A 16,861-nucleotide genomic window follows, 5' to 3' on the forward strand; every position below is an offset into this window, starting at 1 on the left:
ATTCAATCCGGCTCAAAACCCTCGAGGTCCTCCCATCGCATTCACAATGTAGAGGGCATGACTTTCCAACGGCTTGTCGCTAAACATCGATTTGCTATTACCGAGGAGGAGGCAAAGCATTTGAACGAGAACGACCTGTCCGATGAGAGCGACACCACGAGTGAAAAACGCTCGGGTACAATACAGTCGGTTTCCATTGCCGCGCGCTTTCTCCGGATTCTGGCCAATGCTGAAACCGAGCTTGCGTTGGGCGAAGTCGCCCGGCGGGCAAAGACGGGCGGCTCGACAGCGCATCGTTATCTGCAGAGCCTCGTCAAGGAAGGCCTTGCAAAACAGGACGCTGCAAGCGGTCTTTACGATCTGGGGCCGACTGCGCTGAGCATCGGCATAGGCGCCTTGAAACGTGTGGACGCTGTGGAGATTGCGGCGCAACACATGAAGGCCCTTTCGCAACGACATGCCGTCAGCGGTGGTGTCGCTATCTGGACAGATCGTGGCCCGACGCTCGTGCGCTGGTATCGAAGTGCGTATTTCTCGGTCAATCCGCTGGCGCTGGGAGACACATTGCCCATCGATAATACGGCTTGCGGTCTGGTTTTTCAGGCTTTTCTACCCAAGGCTATGGTCGATGCAGCGCGTAAGGTACAGCCAACTCACTTTCGGGGCAGCCCGCCGGCAAAGTCACTGCTGGAACAAGTGCGCAACGAACGATGGTCCGAAATGACCAGCCATCTTCTTTCAAATGTGACAGGGCAGGCCGCCCCGGTCTTCGACGCGCAGCGGGAAATCGTCTGCGTTATGACGACGGTGGCCGATCTTGGGCAATTGCGAAGCGAGGACGAGCGGAAAGCGCTTTTTCATGAAGCGTCACTGGTCAATCAGGCAACCGGCGGAAGGATCGTAGACGGGGAGGATGGCGCCGCCAGCGATTGAAATATCACGGAGATTGCGAGGGCGTTGCTCGGGGGACGACGAGCGGCGTTCCCGAAACCGGATCGGTAATGATTACCGATGCAAGGCCGAACACATCTTCTATCAGCTTTTCTGTAACGATCTCGGATGGAGCGCCTTCCGCCATGATCGCCCCGTTTCGCATGGCCACCAGATGTGAAGCATATCGGCAGGCATGATTGAGATCGTGTAGTACGGCAACGACAGTCCGGCCCTCGCGGTTAAGTTTCGCCAGCAATTCCAGAAGTTCGATCTGATGCGCGATATCGAGATAGGTTGTCGGTTCATCGAGCAGAAGGATCGGTGTTTCCTGGGCCAGCACAAGCGCAATCCAGACGCGCTGACGCTGTCCGCCGGAAAGTTCGTCGACTGAACGGTTGGCGAGGTCGGAAATGCGGGTGGCTTCCATGGCGAGTGCTACCGCTTCTTCGTCTTTCACCGACCATTGTCGCAGAAAGGACTGATGTGGATAACGACCGCGTGACACCAGATCGGCAACGGTGATGCCATCGGGAGCAACCGAGGTTTGCGGAAGAAGACCGAGCCTGCGCGCAGCTTCCTTTGCCGGAAATTGGCTTATATTCCTGCCATCCAGCACGACTTCTCCACTGGCCGGTGCAAGCAATCGTGACAAGGCACGCAGCAACGTGGACTTCCCGCACGCATTGGGGCCGACAATGACGGTGAAAGACGCATCGGGAATACTGACCGACAAGTTCTCGACGATGACCCGATCATCATAGCGCAATGTAACGGCGTCCGCATGCAGGCGTTGCATCATGGTTGGTCGTCCCTGGAGGAAATCATGTGGCTGTTCGTATTGCATTGTAGAACGCATTCTGCAATATGGAGTAATCAGCTCCAGTTTTCGAAGCTGAAGCAGACCGCTCGCTCCTCGTTCGATAACGGCGCAGTGTTTTCCTATTCGAAATGCTGGCTGGTCGCGCATTCGTTCGGAAAGCTTTCCGTCTGAAGATTTCCAATTTGCGTCGGTGGAGAATAGCCATGCAAGCCGCACGTCCGATTTTCTTGCTTCTGGCCACCATGGTTATTCTGTTTTCTCCATATCGGACAGCCATTGGAGCCGAACAGGTCTGGCCCCGCACTGTAAAACATGAAGCAGGTGAACTCACACTGAAAACCAAACCCGTTCGCATCGTATCGACCACGCCCAGCATAACCGGCATTCTGCTGGCTATGGGCGCTCCTCTGGTGGCGACAGCCGCGACGACCCCGAGCCCGCTGACAGATAACAAGGGCTTCTTCCTTCAATGGGCAGACGTCGCCGATGAGCGCGGCGTCGAAGTGCTATATCCCAATCTCGAATTCGACATGGAAGCCATTATCGGTTTTGAACCGGACCTGCTGATCGCATCGGCGACCGGAGCGGATAGTGTCGTCCAACATTACAGTGAATTGAAAGCGCAAGGTATTCCGACGCTGGTCGTCAATTATTCCAACCAGAGCTGGCAGGAGATTGCTACTCAGCTCGGCACGGCATTGGGGTTGGAAGACGAGACCGGCGCGACCATCGCCCGTTTCGACGCGAAGGTTGCAGTGGTGGCTGCAACGATTACGCCGCCCAGCGAACCCGTCACAATCGTCGGCTACAATATCGGCAACAGTTACTCGGTCGGCAGAATTTCGAGCCCGCAGTCACAGCTACTGCAAGCATTGGGTTTCAAGGTCGATGGCTTGCCCGACACGGTAGCCAAGGATGTCACACGCCGGTCCGATTTCGATTTCATTTCCCACGAGAACCTTTCGGCAGCGATCACAGGCAAGAGCATTTTCCTTTTGCGCGGCTCACAAAATGACGTCCAGGCATTGTTGAAAGATCCAGTATTGGCGAACCTTCCTGCGGTCCGCGATCATAACGTCTATCCTCTCGGACCATCTTCTTTCCGTATCGACTATTATTCCGGTCTCCAGATGATCGAGGCTGTCGCGTCCAATTTTCCCAAATGACGTCAAACAGGATGCAGTTTGTCATGCCATTGCAGAAGAGGCGTGTTAGGGGTCTTATTGTTGCCGCCGCCGTTTTGACCGCAATGGCGCTTTGCAGCCTTGCTCTGGGCTCCCGGTCAATCGCCCTTAGCGAGACCATCCATGCGCTATGGCAGCCTGATTTTTCGAACAACGAACATCTTGTCATTCGCGAACTGCGTATCCCGCGCACCATCGTTGCAATCATTGCCGGTATGGCCCTTGGAACCGCTGGCGCCATCATGCAGGCTGTGACGCGCAATCCGCTCGCCGAACCAGGATTGCTGGGGATCAATGCAGGTGCAGCCGTCGCAGTTATTCTGGGGATCGTGACCTTTAACCTGACGACAATGGCGCAATATGTCTGGTTCGGATTTGCGGGCGCTGGTCTTGCTGGAATTGCTGTCTTCATTCTCGGAGATGCCCACGGCAAGGCGAATAATCCCGTGCAACTGGTGCTGGCCGGAGCCGGATTGTCGGTTGTGCTTGCGTCGGTCACGGGTATTGTTGTCATCAATGCACCGCTCGCTGTCCTTGACCAGTTTCGTCACTGGGCCGCAGGCTCCGTTGAGGGGCGCGGCCTTGATGTCGTCGCCATTCTGGCTCCAGCAGTCATCGCAGGGCTTGCCGTGGCGATGTCGATCGCCGGTAACCTGAATGCAATGGCGCTGGGCTGGGATTTTGGTGCTGCGCTGGGCGTCAACCTGCATGTAACCTGGCTTTTGGCCTGTCTTTCCGTAATGCTTCTGGCAGGTTCTGCCACTGCTGGGGCTGGCCCCATTGCGTTCGTCGGACTGGTTGCGCCGCATCTGGCCCGGACCATCACCGGCCCGGACTATCGTTGGATACTGCCATATTCCGCATTGCTGGCATCCATCCTTTTGCTTGGCGCTGACATCATCGGCAGGCTAATTGCAGCACCTTCGGAAGTTGCGGCCGGGATTGTCTCCATGTTGATCGGCGGGCCTTTCTTTATTTTTGTCGTGCGCAAATTCCGGCTGACAAAACTATGAGCAGTTCAATGAATATGTTGCGAATAGGTCCTGTTTCTGTTCGCTGGAAATCGCGCCCGCTGATGATTTTCTGCCTCTTGCTTGCAACCATCCTGTTGCTTGCGGTTTTCCACATCGCAACAGGCACAATGTCATTCAGCTTTTCCCAGGTCGTCTCGAGTCTTCTTGGCGGAAGCGACAATGCGACCGCCGACCGTATAATCCAGCGCGTACGTCTGCCCCGCCTTGTCACGGCCTTGTTTGTGGGGGCTTCACTCGGCATGGCAGGCTCGATCTTCCAATCAATCTCGCGCAATGCCCTTGGCTCGCCCGATGTGATCGGCTTTACGACAGGCGCAGCAACCGGCGCCATTGCACAAATCATATTGTTCAATGCCGGTCCGCTTGAAACAGCGCTTTCAGCCGTTGCAAGTGGAATGGCGGCGGCAGTTCTTGTGTTCATGTTGGCTGTCAAAGGGCGACGAACCGGTGGCTATAGGCTTATCCTTGTCGGAATTGGCGTGGGGGCCATTCTTTCGGGCATCAATACTGTACTCCTGGTTGCGGGCGATCTGGACCAGGCCGCGTCGGCCCAACTCTGGCTATCGGGGTCACTCAACACAAGAAGCTGGGCACATGCTGTCCCGGCGATGACCGGATTCGCGGTAACCGTGCCATTGGCACTTTACTACGCCAAATCTGTCAATCTGCTGGAAATGGGCGATGATGCAGCATGCCAGCTCGGCATCCAGCCGGAGCGTACGCGTCTGACAATGGTGTTGGTCGCGGTCACCCTGACATCTGTTGCTACCGCATCCGCCGGACCGATTGCCTTTGTCGCTCTGGCAGCGCCACAATTGGCCCGGCGTCTGACAGCGAGTTCGAATGTCCCACTGATATCGGGCGCGCTCATGGGAGCGACCCTTCTGGTCGGCGCTGACTTGTTAAGCCAGCATGTGCCATTCGGCATCAAAATGCCGATTGGTCTTACGACCGGACTATTGGGTGGACTTTATCTCCTCTGGATTCTTGCTTGCCACAAAAACGTGTTTAGTTCTAGTTGAGAAGCAACGTAAATCAGCCAACAGATAACTCACTACAGGAGCTGTGTTCTACGGCAGATGGCGTCTAAGACACTCATAAGTTTCATGATTCAGGTTCGGTCGCATCAAAATTAGTGCGCTTTTTGCGATCATGCCGCCCCACACCTGCGTTTCGTCGGCATTGATATGCAACGGCCGTCGATCCGATGGTTCAGCCCGAAAATGATAGCGCCTATTCTCGGCCCGTCAGTTTCTGAAGGAGTTGTGGAATGCGCGGCGCAGATATTTTGGTCCAAATGTTGATTGGCTATGGCGTGGAGACAATCTTCGGGGTGCCGGGCGATACCAATGTGCCTTTTTATGAAGCGCTCCAGCAACGTGAAGGCGAAATCCGCCATGTCATGGCCCGGGATGAACGCTCTGCTGGTTACATGGCGGATGCCTATGGTCGTTTTTCCAATAAGCCCGGTGTTTTCGAGTGTCCGTCAGGTGCGGGTGCTATGTATTCGCTGCCGCCCGTTGCTGAATCGAATGGATCATCGATACCTGTTATTCTTCTGACCATTGATATTCCTTTGCCGGGAGAAGGGCGCGGTGTTCTCACCGAGCTTGATTGCGCCAAACTGTTCGAGCCTGTGACCAAGCTGTCCGTTCAGGTGAAGTCAGCGGAGAAATTGCCGGAAATCATCCGTCGCGCGTTTCGTGTCGCTTGTTCCGGTAAACCGGGTGCGGTACATCTCCAGATCCCCGAGGACATGCTTCTCGCTGAGGTCGATTCCGCGCGCATTTCACTGCACATTGAAGAAGAGTGCAAAACGTTCCCGGCTTTTCCGACATTGCCGCCAAAACAGAAGCTGCATGAACTGCTCGAACTGATTGCGAAAGCAGAGCGACCTTTGATCGTTGCTGGTGGTGGCGTCAATCGTGCCAGAGCGGGCGATCAGATTTCGAGCTTGGCTGAGAAATACAACATTCCAATGTGCACAACGATGACGGGGCAGGGCGCGATTGATGATGATCATCGTCTGGCCATCGGGGTGATCGGCGACAATGGTTATCATCCCCATGCCAATTGGGCTTTGGAACATTCTGATTTTACCCTTTTTGTCGGATCACGCATCGGCTCTGTCGTGACGATTGGCTGGACCTTTCCCAAGATCACGCTCAATCGGCGCCTTGCACAAATCGATATTTCGCCTGAAATCATGGCCAACAACTATGAGAATTTGCTCTCCATTCAGGGCGATGCATTGCTGGTTCTTGAAGAATTACTGCAGATCGATCTGGCGATTGAACCGAAAAAGCATGATGGCTGGATCGAGGAATTGAATGCTCGCAGGCGCATATTCTGGGAACATGCTGAGGAAGCTTTGAATGACGAGCGTGTGCCTTTGCGTCCAGAGCGGGTTGTACGTTCCTTCAATGATGCATTGAGTCAATCGGGACAGCCTGCCCTGATTTACTCTGATGCAGGCACACCGACGCCCTACATGACACGCTTCTTGAAGATCAACGATCAGGAAACACGGTTTGCCATTCCGCGTGCTTTTGGTGGTCTTGGATCAGCACTTCCAGCTACGGTGGGTGCATGGCGTGCTGATCCAGACAAGCGTCCCATCGGATTGTTTGGCGATGGGTCTTTCGGCATGACGGTGGGCGAGCTTGAAACGCTGGTGCGCTTGCAGGTGCCAGCGATCCTTATCTTGTTCAACAATGCGACATTTGGCTGGATCAAAGGTTTGCACAGGTTGAAAGGGCACAATCAATGCTTTGGCGTCGATTTTCTTGCTCCCAAAGGTCAAGCAATCGCCGAAGCCTATGGCCTGAAAGCATGGACGGCAAAAACCGCCGATGAGGTTGATATAGCCTTGGCGGAAGCTTTCGCGTGGAAGGATGGCCCTTGCTTTGTCGATATTCATGTTGAATCGATCGCTGACCGAGTGCCGCCGGTTTATTCATGGCTTTTAAAGCGTGGTGAAGACCCGCTTAATCTCAAGCCTGTTGAGCGTTCTTACGTCTGAGCCGTTTTTGAACGCCATTATTTACGACGCTACAGGCAGAGAATGTCTGTGGCGTTTTGCTTCAGTAATAAACCAATCGCGGAACAGCCGGACATTTTTCGAACCCTGACGCGCCTGCGCTGAGCAAAGAAAATAGCTCTCGCCAGATGTCTGCACGCGCTCAAGTGCCAGCTTGAGTTTTCCGGAGCGCAATTCTTCCTGCACAAAAATTCTGGGCGCGATTGCAAGCCCCATACCCGCCACGGCGCATTCGATAATAACGTCATGTGTTGGCAGACGCGGCCCAAAGATACGCTTGTTGTAATGGATGCCTGCGCCGCGCAGCCAATGCAGCCATAGGCTAGGCCTGTTTGAGTTCTGGATCAGTGGGAAATCGAGCAATTCGACGTCTCCGGCCAGTCCGTTTTCAGGCACGATGTCAGGTGATCCGATCACGACGAGCTCTTCAGGAAACAGCAAATGGCTACGCACATTGGCCCAATTGCCAATACCGCGCAGTACGGCAAGATCGAGATCGGACTTCCCCCAGTCAAGATCATGTGAGCAGGGAAACACCTCAAACCATATTTGCGGATGAGATCTCGCAAAGGTGCTGATAATACCCGGCGCCCATTTCCGCATCAGTGTTGGCGGCAAGCCCACTTTGAGCAGGCTTTGCGTTTTATACCCACGGACTGCATCCATCGACACTTCTTCAAGCTTTGCCAGAATGCGCGAAACTTCCTCGTAATAGTTCTGCCCCTCTTCGGTCAGAACCAGTCGCGGTCCAGCGCGTTCAAACAGTTTAAGCCCGAGAAAAGATTCAAGATTTTGTATCTGGCGGCTCACTCCGCTTTGGGTCATCCCGAGATTTTCCGATGCGCGCGTGAAGCTCAGATAGCGTACCGAAGCATCGAAAGCGTGCAGAGCCGAAAGAGATGGAAGAAAGCGGCGCATTGGGTAACCTCAGAATTTCATCATGAGTTTAAGTCATGCATAATCCAATTTTCAATGCTTTTATTTGATGAGAAAGCGCCGCATTCTTATTAAAAACAAACATAAGGGAACACGATGGACTACGGTGATAGTATCGACCGAAATCTGGTCAGTATCCTGGAGGAAAACGCACGTCTCCCGGCGAGTGAGTTGGCGCGGCGCGTGGGTCTTGCCCGATCAAGTGTTCAGGAGCGGATAGGCCGCCTGGAGCGTCGCGGCGTCATATTGGGATATCGGGCTATCGTTCGTCGGGCGAAGGATGACAACAGCATTTCCGCCTATTTGTTCATCACGGCCTCACAACGCATTGTGCAGCGCTTGTTTGCAGCCTTGCGCGCCTATCCGGAAATCCTGACCGCTGATGCTATTAGTGGCCCGGCCAACATATTGTGCCGGGTTCATGTCGGATTTCTTGAAGATCTGGAAGCACTCATCGAGGAGCTGGCACAAATCGAAGGTATCGAGAACGTCAGTTATTCGGTGGTACTTTCCAATAAGTTTAATAGAGAAAGCAGTCTGGCGCATTCAAGCGCTCAATAATATTCGACGGAATGCTCGATTCAAAAAGAGGGAAACAACAATGAATAGACGTAAGTTTATCCAGACAACGCTTTTGGGTAGCGCAGCGGTCATGCTTGCTCCCGGCTTTTCGTGGGCTGTCGAAGACGGTGCAACACTGAAATCCATCAAGGACCGGGGTGCCCTGCGTATCGGTGTGTTCAATGGTACACCGCCTTATTATCAGAAAAATCTCGCTACCGGCGAATGGGACGGCTTCTGCGTTTCCATGGGCAGGGACTTGGCCGAATATATTGGTGTTCCGCTCGAAATGGTCGAAACCACCTGGGGTAATTCCGTCATGGACCTTCAGGGCGGCAAAATCGACATCATGTTTGCCCTAAGCAACAATCCTGAGCGCGCGAAATCCGTCGATTTCACCGAAGCCATGATGGATAACGTCTTCACCGTCATCACCAACAAGGACCGCGAGGTCAAAAATTGGGAAGAATTGAACAAGCCGGAAATCCGCGTCACGGTTGATCTCGGATCAACACAGGATCTCTTCGCCCGCAAAACCTTACCTAATTGCACGCTCGTTGCGCTCAAGGGTGCGGATGAAACAGTTATCGCACTACAGTCTGGCCGGGCAGATGCGATTGTGCAGGTTGCTCTGATGTCCGTGGTGACGGCGCACAAGCTTGGCAGCAAGTTTAAGGTTTTTGTTCCAGAGCCGCTGGATAGCCAGCCAACGACGATTGGTGTGCGCAAAGACGAAAAGGGCGAATTCCGCGACTACGTTGATGTTTGGCTTAAAAAGCGCCGCGAGGAAGGCAAGGTCAATGAATGGATTGTCAGCAGCCTGTCGCTTGTTGGCGTGCAGCCATCTGACCTGCCGCCAACTTTGAAGTTCTGATGCGTCAACCATCATGCAGCATCAGCAAGGATCACTCGGTGTCATCATGCTTGACACCGGCTTTCCACGTCCGCCCGGAGATGTCGGCAATCCGGCATCATGGGAGATGCCGGTAAGGTTCAAGAAGGTAAGCGGAGCATCGCCGGATAAGATCATTCGTCAGGGCGGCGCCGGGTTGATCGAAGACTTCGTCATTGCGGGTGAAGCCTTGATCGCTGAAGGCTGCAGCGCGCTGGTGACGTCTTGCGGTTTCATGGCCCGTCACCAAAGCGCGCTGAGTGCAAAGCTTGCGGTGCCGATTGCCACTTCCAGCCTGCTTCAATTGCCAATGGTCCGCACGGTGATCGGACAGGAACGCAAAGTGGGAGTAATCACCTATGACGAAGCGAGCCTTGATGATGCGATCTTCGCGGCCTGTGGTGCCGACATCAGAACCCCACGAATTGGCATGTCAGACGGTGGCGCGTTTCGTGAACTGATTGAAGGCGGCGGAACTTATGACCACGCTGCGCTTGAAGCTGAAATCATACATGCGGCGCGAGAGTTGAAGTCGCGCGAACCCGACCTTGGTGCTGTTGTTCTTGAATGCACGAACATGCCGCCATTTGCTCAAGCCGTCGCAAAAGCCTCTGGCTTGCCGGTATTCGATGTTCTGTCGCTTGGACATTGGCTGTTCAGCTCAACGTCTTCCCGTGCCGTTGCCGGGATGTCAGAAAGAGTGAATTAATGGACTATCAATGGGACTTTTCCGGCCTTTGGCAGTATCGGGGATTATTCCTTCAGGGACTTGGCTACACCGTTGGTTTCACGGTTATCACTGTGATTTCCGGCATTCTTGTTGGAACGGTTTTTGCTCTCGGCAGGCTTTCCGGCAACAAGATCATAACCGTCCCCATCATGACGGTCGTTGAGATATTTCGTTGCACACCAGTGCTGGTGCAGCTTGTCTGGTGCTATTACGCGCTTCCAATGCTGATTGGCTTTGAAATTTCGCCTGCCATGGCGGCTTTCATCACGCTTACCTTCTATGGCGCTGCATTTTATGCAGAAATCATTCGTGGTGGTATCGTTTCCATTGATGCGGGCCAATGGGATGCAGGGCGTGCAATCGGCATGCGCCGCGGCCAGCTCATGGGCAAGATCATATTGCCACAGGCACTGCGTCGCATGGTGCCGCCGCTGGTCAACCAGTCCGTGCTTCAGCTCAAAAACACATCGCTTTTATCGGTTCTTGCTGTGCCTGACCTTCTTTATCAGGGCCAGCTTGTCACCTCGGCAACCTATCGCCCGCTTGAAACCTACACCCTGATTGCAGTGCTTTATCTCGCCGTTCTCTTCCCTCTGACACGGCTCGCTCATGGACTGGAAGGCAGGCTGAAATGATGAACCGTATCGAGCGAACCGTCATTGTGGAGATAAGCCATGAGCGCTGAACCGATGATCGAAGTACGCGGGCTGAAAAAGTCGTTCGGCGAAATCGAGGTGCTGCGCAATATCAGCCTCACAGTCGAGCGCGGGCAGGTGGTAGGGCTTATCGGGCCAAGCGGTTCCGGAAAGTCGACACTGCTGCGCAGTCTCAATCTGCTTTCATTGCCTGATGCCGGTTACATCGCAATTGGTGATCAGAAAATAGACTTCTCGTCCGGGAACGTGTCACTCAAGGACAAATATCTCGCGGCGTTCCGTGCCAATACCGGCATGGTGTTCCAGAACTTCAATCTGTTTCCGCATATGAGCGTTCTCGATAACGTTATGATCGGACCGGTCAGTGTTCTCAAACAGGACAAAAAGGCTGCCCGCGAGCTGGCCATGGAACTGCTGGAAAAGGTCGGCCTTGCCGCCCGTGCGGACGCCAGACCAGAACAGCTCTCAGGCGGTCAGAAACAGCGTGTTGCGATTGCAAGGGCGCTCGCAATGCGCCCCGATGTGATGCTGTTTGACGAGGCAACATCGGCTCTCGATCCGGCACTTGTCGGTGAAGTTCTGGCGGTCATCCGGCAATTGGCCGAGCAGGGCATGACGATGATCCTTGTGACCCATGAAATGGCGTTCGCTCGTGATGTCGCCGACAAGGTCATCTTCATGCAGGACGGTTACGTCGTTGAAACCGGCGACGCTCGTCAAGTGATCAATGAGCCGCGCGAAGCTGCAACCCGTGAGTTTCTGAGTCATTTCCATGGCGGTCTCGCATAAATGCGCGCGCAGAACGGATAAATGTCATGACAGGCAATGTTATTGTCGTTGGGGCTGGCATTATCGGCTCCACCACCGCCTTGCGGCTCGCTGAAGCCGGTCTGAAAGTAACGCTGTGCGACGGCTCAGAACCGGGTGGTGAGCAAAGTGCAAGCTATGGCAACGGTGGCTGGATCAGTCCCGCCTCGATCATTCCCATGAGTATGCCGGGCCTGTGGCGACAGGTCCCCGGATTTCTGCTTGATCGCAACGGGCCACTGACCCTTGACTGGAAATCGGTGCCTAGGCTGACACCATGGCTTCTGCGTTTCCTGCTTGCTGGCGCCACAAAATCGCGGGTGACAAAAACTGCGGCTAAGCTCAACTGGTTGCTTCATGATGGGCCGAAACGCCACCTTGAGCTGGCCAGCAAGACCGGGCAGGAACATCTCATCGTGCAGAAAGGCCTGCTTTACGCCTATCCTGATCGTGCAGCCTTTGAAGCTGAAGCGCTTAGCTGGCAGCTGCGCCGTGATAACGGCATTCTGTTCGACGAATGGCAGGAAGCAGAATTGCGCGAACGTATCCCTGCTCTTGGGAGTAACTATCGCTTTGCCATTCATGTGACGGAAGGCGCGCATTGTCTTGATACCGGAGGTTATGTTGCGGGTATCGCGGCGCAGGCTGAAAAAGCCGGTGTTCGCTTCATCCGAAGAAATGTCGTGAGGGTCCTCACCGGCGTTTCGCCGCGTATTGTGCTCGATAATGATGAGAGTATTGCCGCCGATCACATCGTGCTGGCAGCGGGTATTCATTCTGGGCGTATCATGCACGATCTCGGCATGCATGTGCCCATGCAAAGCGAGCGCGGCTATCATGTAACCTTGCCGATGGCCGAGCTTCCCTTTGATATCCCGATTATGCCGAGCACCGGGCGGATGGGAAATACACCAACCAATATGGGACTGCGGCTTTCCGGCCAGGTTGAATTGGCAACTGTGGAGAAAGCCCCGGATTGGCGACGCTCGGAGGTGCTGCTTAAGCACGCATTGGCGAGCTATCCCGACCTGGCAAAGCAGGATCTGCAGAATCTCAAACTCTGGATGGGGCACCGGCCATCGCCTGCAGATGGCGTTCCGGTGATAGGCAAACTAACTCAGCATCCGGGAATTATCGCAGCTTTCGGCCACGGCCATATCGGGATCGCTGGGGCCCCCAAAACGGCCGATATGGTGCTCGATGAAATCAACAACTTACCTTCCGAAAGCGCTCGCGCCTTCTCGCCCGCTCGCTTCGGCTGTTAGAGCGGTTCCAGTTAATATTGAACAGTTGGAACTGCTCTATCTTTTTGTTTTTACGCATTATCCTTACGCAAAACCGCTTCGCACTTTTGCTGGAAATGCTTTGATTATCCTGAATTCAAAGGAATGAAATTATGATGCTCAAAGGTGGCTACACCAATTATGGCCAGCAGATCGGCGTGCTGATGCTGGACACGATTTTTCCTCGTCCTGCTGGCGATATCGGCAATGCGCTGTCCTATGATTTTCCTGTGCGTTACAAGACCGTAAAAGGTGCGCATGCCACACGCATTATGGGCAACAATCCTGATCCAAAACTCATCGAACCCTTCATTGATGCGGCACGCGAACTGGAAGCGGAAGGCGTGCGCGCCATCACCACGAGCTGTGGCTTTCTTGGGCCGTTTCAAAAGGATATCGCGGCAGCGGTCAACATTCCGGTCTTTACTTCATCCTTGATGCAGGCGCCGATCATCCACGCAATGCTGGCGCCCGGCAAGGTGATTGGCGTCTTTACCGAACGCGCGCATCACATGAATGACGAACATTTCAAAGGCGTTGGCTGGTCATCTGAGGTCATTCCCGTGCAGGTGCAGGGGATGAAGCAGAATGCTGAATTTCCGCAGACCTATATTGAAGGCCGCGATTATCTTGACACGGAAGTGCTGAAGGAAGAGATGCTGGAAATGACGCGGGAGTTCATGGCAAGCTGTGAAAATCCCGGCGCGATCTTGTTTGAATGCACGAATATGTGCCCGTTTTCGTCCTATGTGGCTGCTGAATCCGGTTTGCCGGTATTCGATATCAACACGCTGATCAATACGTTCTATCTCGCAGCCAATCCGCGTCGCTATCTCTAAGTTCAACCCGACAATCAATAAAGTCAGCGATTCAGACGTAGTGCTTGATGCCATGATAATTGCCCTTAACATGGCATATAACATTAGCTCAGACTGAAAAGCCCCGGTTTTGTAGACAGCTGCGATTAGTGTTTCTGCTTTTCGAATTCGACGTTTGACCGCATCCCGTTCCTGATGTGGTTGCGTTTCGGATGGTAAAACATTTTGATGTAATCGAAAGCGTCCGATCCCTGGTAGAAAGCGGTATAGGTAAGATGTCAGTTGGCTTCCGTGAAGCTATCGCGCATTGCACGCAGGATGATGATTGCGGAAGCCGCACCGGGATCGACATGCCCAAGCGAGCGCTCGCCCAGCCGGGCAGCTCGACCTCGCGTAGCGACCATTGAGCGGGTTGAATCCGTACCTTTTTCGGCGACTTCGAGAATTTTGCTCCACATTTCCTGGCTGGCCAGATTGTGTGTTCGCGCGTCGATGGCTACCTCCATCGCTGGTATCCATGCATCCAACATGGTTTTATCGCCGCGTTGGCCCTTTCCTCGTTCCTGAATGCCACGTGTCATCGCCTCTACGATGATGGCTTGTCCCTCAGTATCGAGGGCTTCATGTGATTTAAGCGCTTTTGATGCATGACGGAATGCTGTCGCATAAAGTGGCCCGGTTGATGCACCCACGGCATCGAGAAAAGCGGATGCTGCAGTAGTGAAAATATCAGAGGGCAGTGCTTTCTCGAGATCCATTTTTGCGAGTGCACTATTCACCGCTGAAAAGCCGAGAGCCATCGTGATACCGTGATCCGCGTCGCCGATAGCTCCGTCGAGATCGGAAAGTCGCTCTTTCTCCGCCTGCATGGAAAAGGCGATGAGCTGAAACATTCGGCTAAGACGACGCGCTGCGGCTTCCTGCATTTTTACCTCCCAGATGATCTGGAATTCATGATCCGCCGGAGGCGGCATTAGTCAGTTGATCCGAAGAAAAGCCGTATCGCAAGGGTGTGATAGGAGACCGGACAATTCCTGGTCGAGATGCATGATGGATATGGATGCTCCATTCATGTCCAACGATGTACAGTAATGGCCGATCCAGTTGGCTTCGATTGTTATTTGTTTAGCACTTAAGCGTTGTTCGACACGTCTGAACAGGATGTACAGTTCCATGAGTGGCGTTGAACCGAACGAATTTACGAGCACTGCCACCCTGTCTCCGGGTGACGCATTCATCTCACTGAAAATCCGATCCATGATGTGATCAACAATAGCGTCGGCTGGCATCATTTTTTCGCGGATAACGCCCCGTTCGCCGTGAATACCCATGCCGATTTCCATTTCCTCGGCACCGATTTCAAAATTGTGGCGTCGCGTCTGAGGCAAAGAACAGGGCTCCAACGCGACACCCATCGTATAGGTGCGCCGATTGGCCTTGCGTGTTACCGCCTCGCACGCCTCAAGCGACATGCCCCGATCACAGGCTGCACCTGCCACCTTGAAAATGAAGAAGTTACCCGCGACACCGCGACGGCCATCGCGATCCTCTATGGGGGAAGAGGATATGTCGTCTGTCGTCAGAACGGTGCGCGTCGGAATAGCAACTTCTTGCGCCATTTCGGCAGCCATCTCGAAGTTCATGACGTCTCCGACATAATTACCGTACACGAAGAGCACGCCTTCTCCGCCGGAGGCCGCCTTGGCACATTCAAGGATTGGGGCCGGCGGAGGGGAAGAAAAGACATTGCCGATAGCTACAGCATCGGCAAGACCTTTGCCGACATAACCAAGAAAGCAGGGTTCATGTCCTGACCCACCGCCAATTACCAGGCCAACTTTTCCCTGGCGCGGACCCTGACGTGCGACGAGTGCACGTTTCGATTCCTTGATCGGAGCAAGATAGGATCGGTGCGCTTTGATGACACCGTCAAGCATTTCCTCGACGACATCGTCTGGGCTGTTCAGAAATTTCTTGATATGCGTACGATAATGGCTGGACACATTGACTGTCGGTTCTGCACGCAGCTTCTGGGAAAGCTTGCTGTCGATTTCTGTCACGCCGTCCGCATTGAGAATGCCGCGCCCTGTCGCAGCATCAGTAATCAGAACATTGACATAGTCGCCTCGCAACGCTGCAAGAATTGCCGGTACCTTGTCGAAGCCACCCGCAACGGCGATACGCATGTCGATGTTTTGCAGCATTTCGAGCGTGATACCGATGGTCCTGTCGTCAAGTGGTCCGGACACGGGCTGCCCATAAGAATCGATGAAGCGTCCAGCCACGACGCCGACGGCATTCTTGGTGAGATAATCCTGTATAGAGACGCTCTCAAAAAAGCCGCTGGTGTGAATTGTCGAATTTGGTCGTAGCGAAGAAATGCCGAACAGTGCCTTGTTCGCATGATTGAGCGCCTGAAATTGCTCCGCAATAATCGGTTCTCCGATAATCGCCGCTTTTACATCGGGACTGGATACGATGGCAGGCGCGGTGATGTTGACGAGGTGTGCATTTGTCGCCCGGGCCATGGCGGCCGCGCATAGTTCGGGGGTGTAAGCAAAACTGGCGCGCGTTCCGCCCGTCGCCTGTACGACGGTCACATCCTGCAGGTTGGATATGCGAGTATTTTCGGCGATCGCGAGAACTGTTCGCCCCCAGGCTACAGCAAGTGTGTCTCCCGATTTCAGAAGCTTGGCGATGGCCTGCGCTGCGGCTGTCCCGAGCCGGTCAATAAGAGTCTGTGCACCGTCGTCATTGGGCACCACCAGACAGTCATTCAAACCGAAATGACGCTTGAGTTCCTGGGCGATTGCAAGAGAACTGAGGCGTGCGGGTTCGATCGAGATATTGACGATGCCACGGCTACGTGCATCTGCCAAATAGCTGTTCACCGTGGCTCGCGAAATTCCCATGATTTCGGCGATTTCGCCTTGCGTGCGTCCATCTTCGTAGTAAAGCCAGCAAGCCCAGACGTAAGGATCGTCGCCATATCGCAGTGGAATGCCATCAGTCGGGACCACCTGCCCGATTTTGCTTGCGGTTGTTTTTCCGTTTGACGCCATCTTGTTTGCACTAATTCCCGTGGTTTTTCCTTCTATCTGCCGGCTTGTCCTGCAATACAATGTTTTTGTTTGTTTCCTACCGGATTCAATCTGCCGGAGAACGGA

16 protein-coding genes are annotated in these 16,861 nt (G+C 54.0%); 12 read left to right on the top strand and 4 right to left on the bottom strand.

Annotated features, from left to right (window positions below):
* The first annotated feature begins 120 nt into the window (after positions 1-120).
* The gene (locus tag ABDF71_RS21320) at positions 121-933 is read left to right on the top strand and encodes an IclR family transcriptional regulator (RefSeq protein ID WP_258125136.1); all 813 of its coding nucleotides are present in this window, start codon (positions 121-123) and stop codon (positions 931-933) included.
* Between the two features lie 4 nt (positions 934-937).
* Here ABDF71_RS21320 and ABDF71_RS21325 read toward each other — a convergent pair whose 3' ends face one another.
* The gene (locus ABDF71_RS21325; RefSeq protein WP_151609376.1) at positions 938-1,732 is read right to left on the bottom strand and encodes an ABC transporter ATP-binding protein; all 795 of its coding nucleotides are present in this window, start codon (positions 1,730-1,732) and stop codon (positions 938-940) included.
* A 224-nt stretch (positions 1,733-1,956) separates the two neighbouring features.
* Between ABDF71_RS21325 and fepB the strand changes: the two genes are divergently transcribed.
* The 4 genes from fepB to ABDF71_RS21345 all read left to right on the top strand — a co-directional run bounded on the left by fepB (position 1,957) and on the right by ABDF71_RS21345 (position 6,993).
* Positions 1,957-2,919 (top strand): Fe2+-enterobactin ABC transporter substrate-binding protein, encoded by a 963-nt coding sequence (gene fepB / locus ABDF71_RS21330; RefSeq protein WP_029926477.1) that lies wholly within the window; start codon positions 1,957-1,959, stop codon positions 2,917-2,919.
* 23 nt (positions 2,920-2,942) lie between these two features.
* Complete coding sequence (locus ABDF71_RS21335; RefSeq protein WP_258125137.1) at positions 2,943-3,950, top strand: FecCD family ABC transporter permease; 1,008 nt, start codon at positions 2,943-2,945, stop codon at positions 3,948-3,950.
* Between the two features lie 8 nt (positions 3,951-3,958).
* On the top strand, positions 3,959-4,993 hold the full coding sequence (locus ABDF71_RS21340; protein ID WP_258125138.1) for a FecCD family ABC transporter permease: 1,035 nt from the start codon (positions 3,959-3,961) through the stop codon (positions 4,991-4,993).
* A gap of 248 nt (positions 4,994-5,241) precedes the next feature.
* Entirely contained in the window at positions 5,242-6,993 is a 1,752-nt protein-coding gene (locus tag ABDF71_RS21345) for a thiamine pyrophosphate-binding protein (protein WP_258125139.1), read from the top strand.
* A 21-nt stretch (positions 6,994-7,014) separates the two neighbouring features.
* Here the strand turns inward: ABDF71_RS21345 and ABDF71_RS21350 are convergent, their stop codons facing one another.
* Positions 7,015-7,929 carry a LysR substrate-binding domain-containing protein gene (locus ABDF71_RS21350; protein ID WP_010659260.1) on the bottom strand — a complete coding sequence of 305 codons (915 nt, stop codon included), beginning with the start codon at positions 7,927-7,929 and terminating at the stop codon, positions 7,015-7,017.
* 114 nt (positions 7,930-8,043) lie between these two features.
* Between ABDF71_RS21350 and ABDF71_RS21355 the strand changes: the two genes are divergently transcribed.
* The 7 genes from ABDF71_RS21355 to ABDF71_RS21385 all read left to right on the top strand — a co-directional run bounded on the left by ABDF71_RS21355 (position 8,044) and on the right by ABDF71_RS21385 (position 13,715).
* Complete coding sequence (locus ABDF71_RS21355; protein ID WP_010659259.1) at positions 8,044-8,508, top strand: Lrp/AsnC family transcriptional regulator; 465 nt, start codon at positions 8,044-8,046, stop codon at positions 8,506-8,508.
* A 40-nt stretch (positions 8,509-8,548) separates the two neighbouring features.
* On the top strand, positions 8,549-9,382 hold the full coding sequence (locus ABDF71_RS21360; protein WP_151664699.1) for a transporter substrate-binding domain-containing protein: 834 nt from the start codon (positions 8,549-8,551) through the stop codon (positions 9,380-9,382).
* Positions 9,383-9,395: 13 nt separating this feature from the next.
* Positions 9,396-10,109, top strand: a complete 714-nt coding sequence (locus ABDF71_RS21365) for an aspartate/glutamate racemase family protein (protein ID WP_029926489.1) — start codon at positions 9,396-9,398, stop codon at positions 10,107-10,109.
* Entirely contained in the window at positions 10,109-10,765 is a 657-nt protein-coding gene (locus tag ABDF71_RS21370) for an amino acid ABC transporter permease (RefSeq protein ID WP_010659256.1), read from the top strand. Before ABDF71_RS21365 ends, ABDF71_RS21370 begins: the two co-directional genes overlap by 1 nt.
* 39 nt (positions 10,766-10,804) lie before the next feature.
* Positions 10,805-11,575 (top strand): amino acid ABC transporter ATP-binding protein, encoded by a 771-nt coding sequence (locus ABDF71_RS21375; protein WP_029926492.1) that lies wholly within the window; start codon positions 10,805-10,807, stop codon positions 11,573-11,575.
* Between the two features lie 26 nt (positions 11,576-11,601).
* Positions 11,602-12,858 (top strand): NAD(P)/FAD-dependent oxidoreductase, encoded by a 1,257-nt coding sequence (locus ABDF71_RS21380; RefSeq protein ID WP_258125140.1) that lies wholly within the window; start codon positions 11,602-11,604, stop codon positions 12,856-12,858.
* Between the two features lie 131 nt (positions 12,859-12,989).
* The gene (locus ABDF71_RS21385; RefSeq protein ID WP_010659253.1) at positions 12,990-13,715 is read left to right on the top strand and encodes an aspartate/glutamate racemase family protein; all 726 of its coding nucleotides are present in this window, start codon (positions 12,990-12,992) and stop codon (positions 13,713-13,715) included.
* Positions 13,716-13,972: 257 nt separating this feature from the next.
* On the opposite strand, the gene dhaL is transcribed toward ABDF71_RS21385, so the two are convergent.
* Both dhaL and ABDF71_RS21395 read right to left on the bottom strand, forming a co-directional pair.
* Positions 13,973-14,620: a dihydroxyacetone kinase subunit DhaL gene (gene dhaL, locus ABDF71_RS21390; protein ID WP_029926496.1), complete on the bottom strand. Its 648-nt coding sequence runs from the start codon at positions 14,618-14,620 to the stop codon at positions 13,973-13,975.
* A 51-nt stretch (positions 14,621-14,671) separates the two neighbouring features.
* On the bottom strand, positions 14,672-16,756 hold the full coding sequence (locus tag ABDF71_RS21395) for a bifunctional sugar-binding transcriptional regulator/dihydroxyacetone kinase subunit DhaK (RefSeq protein WP_080692103.1): 2,085 nt from the start codon (positions 16,754-16,756) through the stop codon (positions 14,672-14,674).
* Between the last annotated feature and the right edge of the window lie 105 nt (positions 16,757-16,861).

This window comes from Ochrobactrum sp. WV_118_8, from assembly GCF_039631535.1.
Lineage (GTDB): Bacteria > Pseudomonadota > Alphaproteobacteria > Rhizobiales > Rhizobiaceae > Brucella > Brucella anthropi.

Excerpts from the sequence above, each read along its gene's own strand:
- fepB (WP_029926477.1), top strand. The coding sequence starts at position 1,957 with ATGCAAGCCGCACGTCCGATTTTCTTGCTTCTGGCCACCATGGTTATT.
- ABDF71_RS21375 (WP_029926492.1), top strand. The coding sequence starts at position 10,805 with ATGAGCGCTGAACCGATGATCGAAGTACGCGGGCTGAAAAAGTCGTTC.
- ABDF71_RS21365 (WP_029926489.1), top strand. The coding sequence starts at position 9,396 with ATGCAGCATCAGCAAGGATCACTCGGTGTCATCATGCTTGACACCGGC.
- ABDF71_RS21355 (WP_010659259.1), top strand. The coding sequence starts at position 8,044 with ATGGACTACGGTGATAGTATCGACCGAAATCTGGTCAGTATCCTGGAG.
- ABDF71_RS21380 (WP_258125140.1), top strand. The coding sequence starts at position 11,602 with ATGACAGGCAATGTTATTGTCGTTGGGGCTGGCATTATCGGCTCCACC.
- ABDF71_RS21325 (WP_151609376.1), bottom strand. The coding sequence starts at position 1,732 with ATGATGCAACGCCTGCATGCGGACGCCGTTACATTGCGCTATGATGAT.
- ABDF71_RS21345 (WP_258125139.1), top strand. The coding sequence starts at position 5,242 with ATGCGCGGCGCAGATATTTTGGTCCAAATGTTGATTGGCTATGGCGTG.
- dhaL (WP_029926496.1), bottom strand. The coding sequence starts at position 14,620 with ATGCAGGAAGCCGCAGCGCGTCGTCTTAGCCGAATGTTTCAGCTCATC.
- ABDF71_RS21335 (WP_258125137.1), top strand. The coding sequence starts at position 2,943 with ATGCCATTGCAGAAGAGGCGTGTTAGGGGTCTTATTGTTGCCGCCGCC.
- ABDF71_RS21340 (WP_258125138.1), top strand. The coding sequence starts at position 3,959 with ATGAATATGTTGCGAATAGGTCCTGTTTCTGTTCGCTGGAAATCGCGC.
- ABDF71_RS21385 (WP_010659253.1), top strand. The coding sequence starts at position 12,990 with ATGATGCTCAAAGGTGGCTACACCAATTATGGCCAGCAGATCGGCGTG.
- ABDF71_RS21350 (WP_010659260.1), bottom strand. The coding sequence starts at position 7,929 with ATGCGCCGCTTTCTTCCATCTCTTTCGGCTCTGCACGCTTTCGATGCT.
- ABDF71_RS21395 (WP_080692103.1), bottom strand. The coding sequence starts at position 16,756 with ATGGCGTCAAACGGAAAAACAACCGCAAGCAAAATCGGGCAGGTGGTC.
- ABDF71_RS21360 (WP_151664699.1), top strand. The coding sequence starts at position 8,549 with ATGAATAGACGTAAGTTTATCCAGACAACGCTTTTGGGTAGCGCAGCG.
- ABDF71_RS21370 (WP_010659256.1), top strand. The coding sequence starts at position 10,109 with ATGGACTATCAATGGGACTTTTCCGGCCTTTGGCAGTATCGGGGATTA.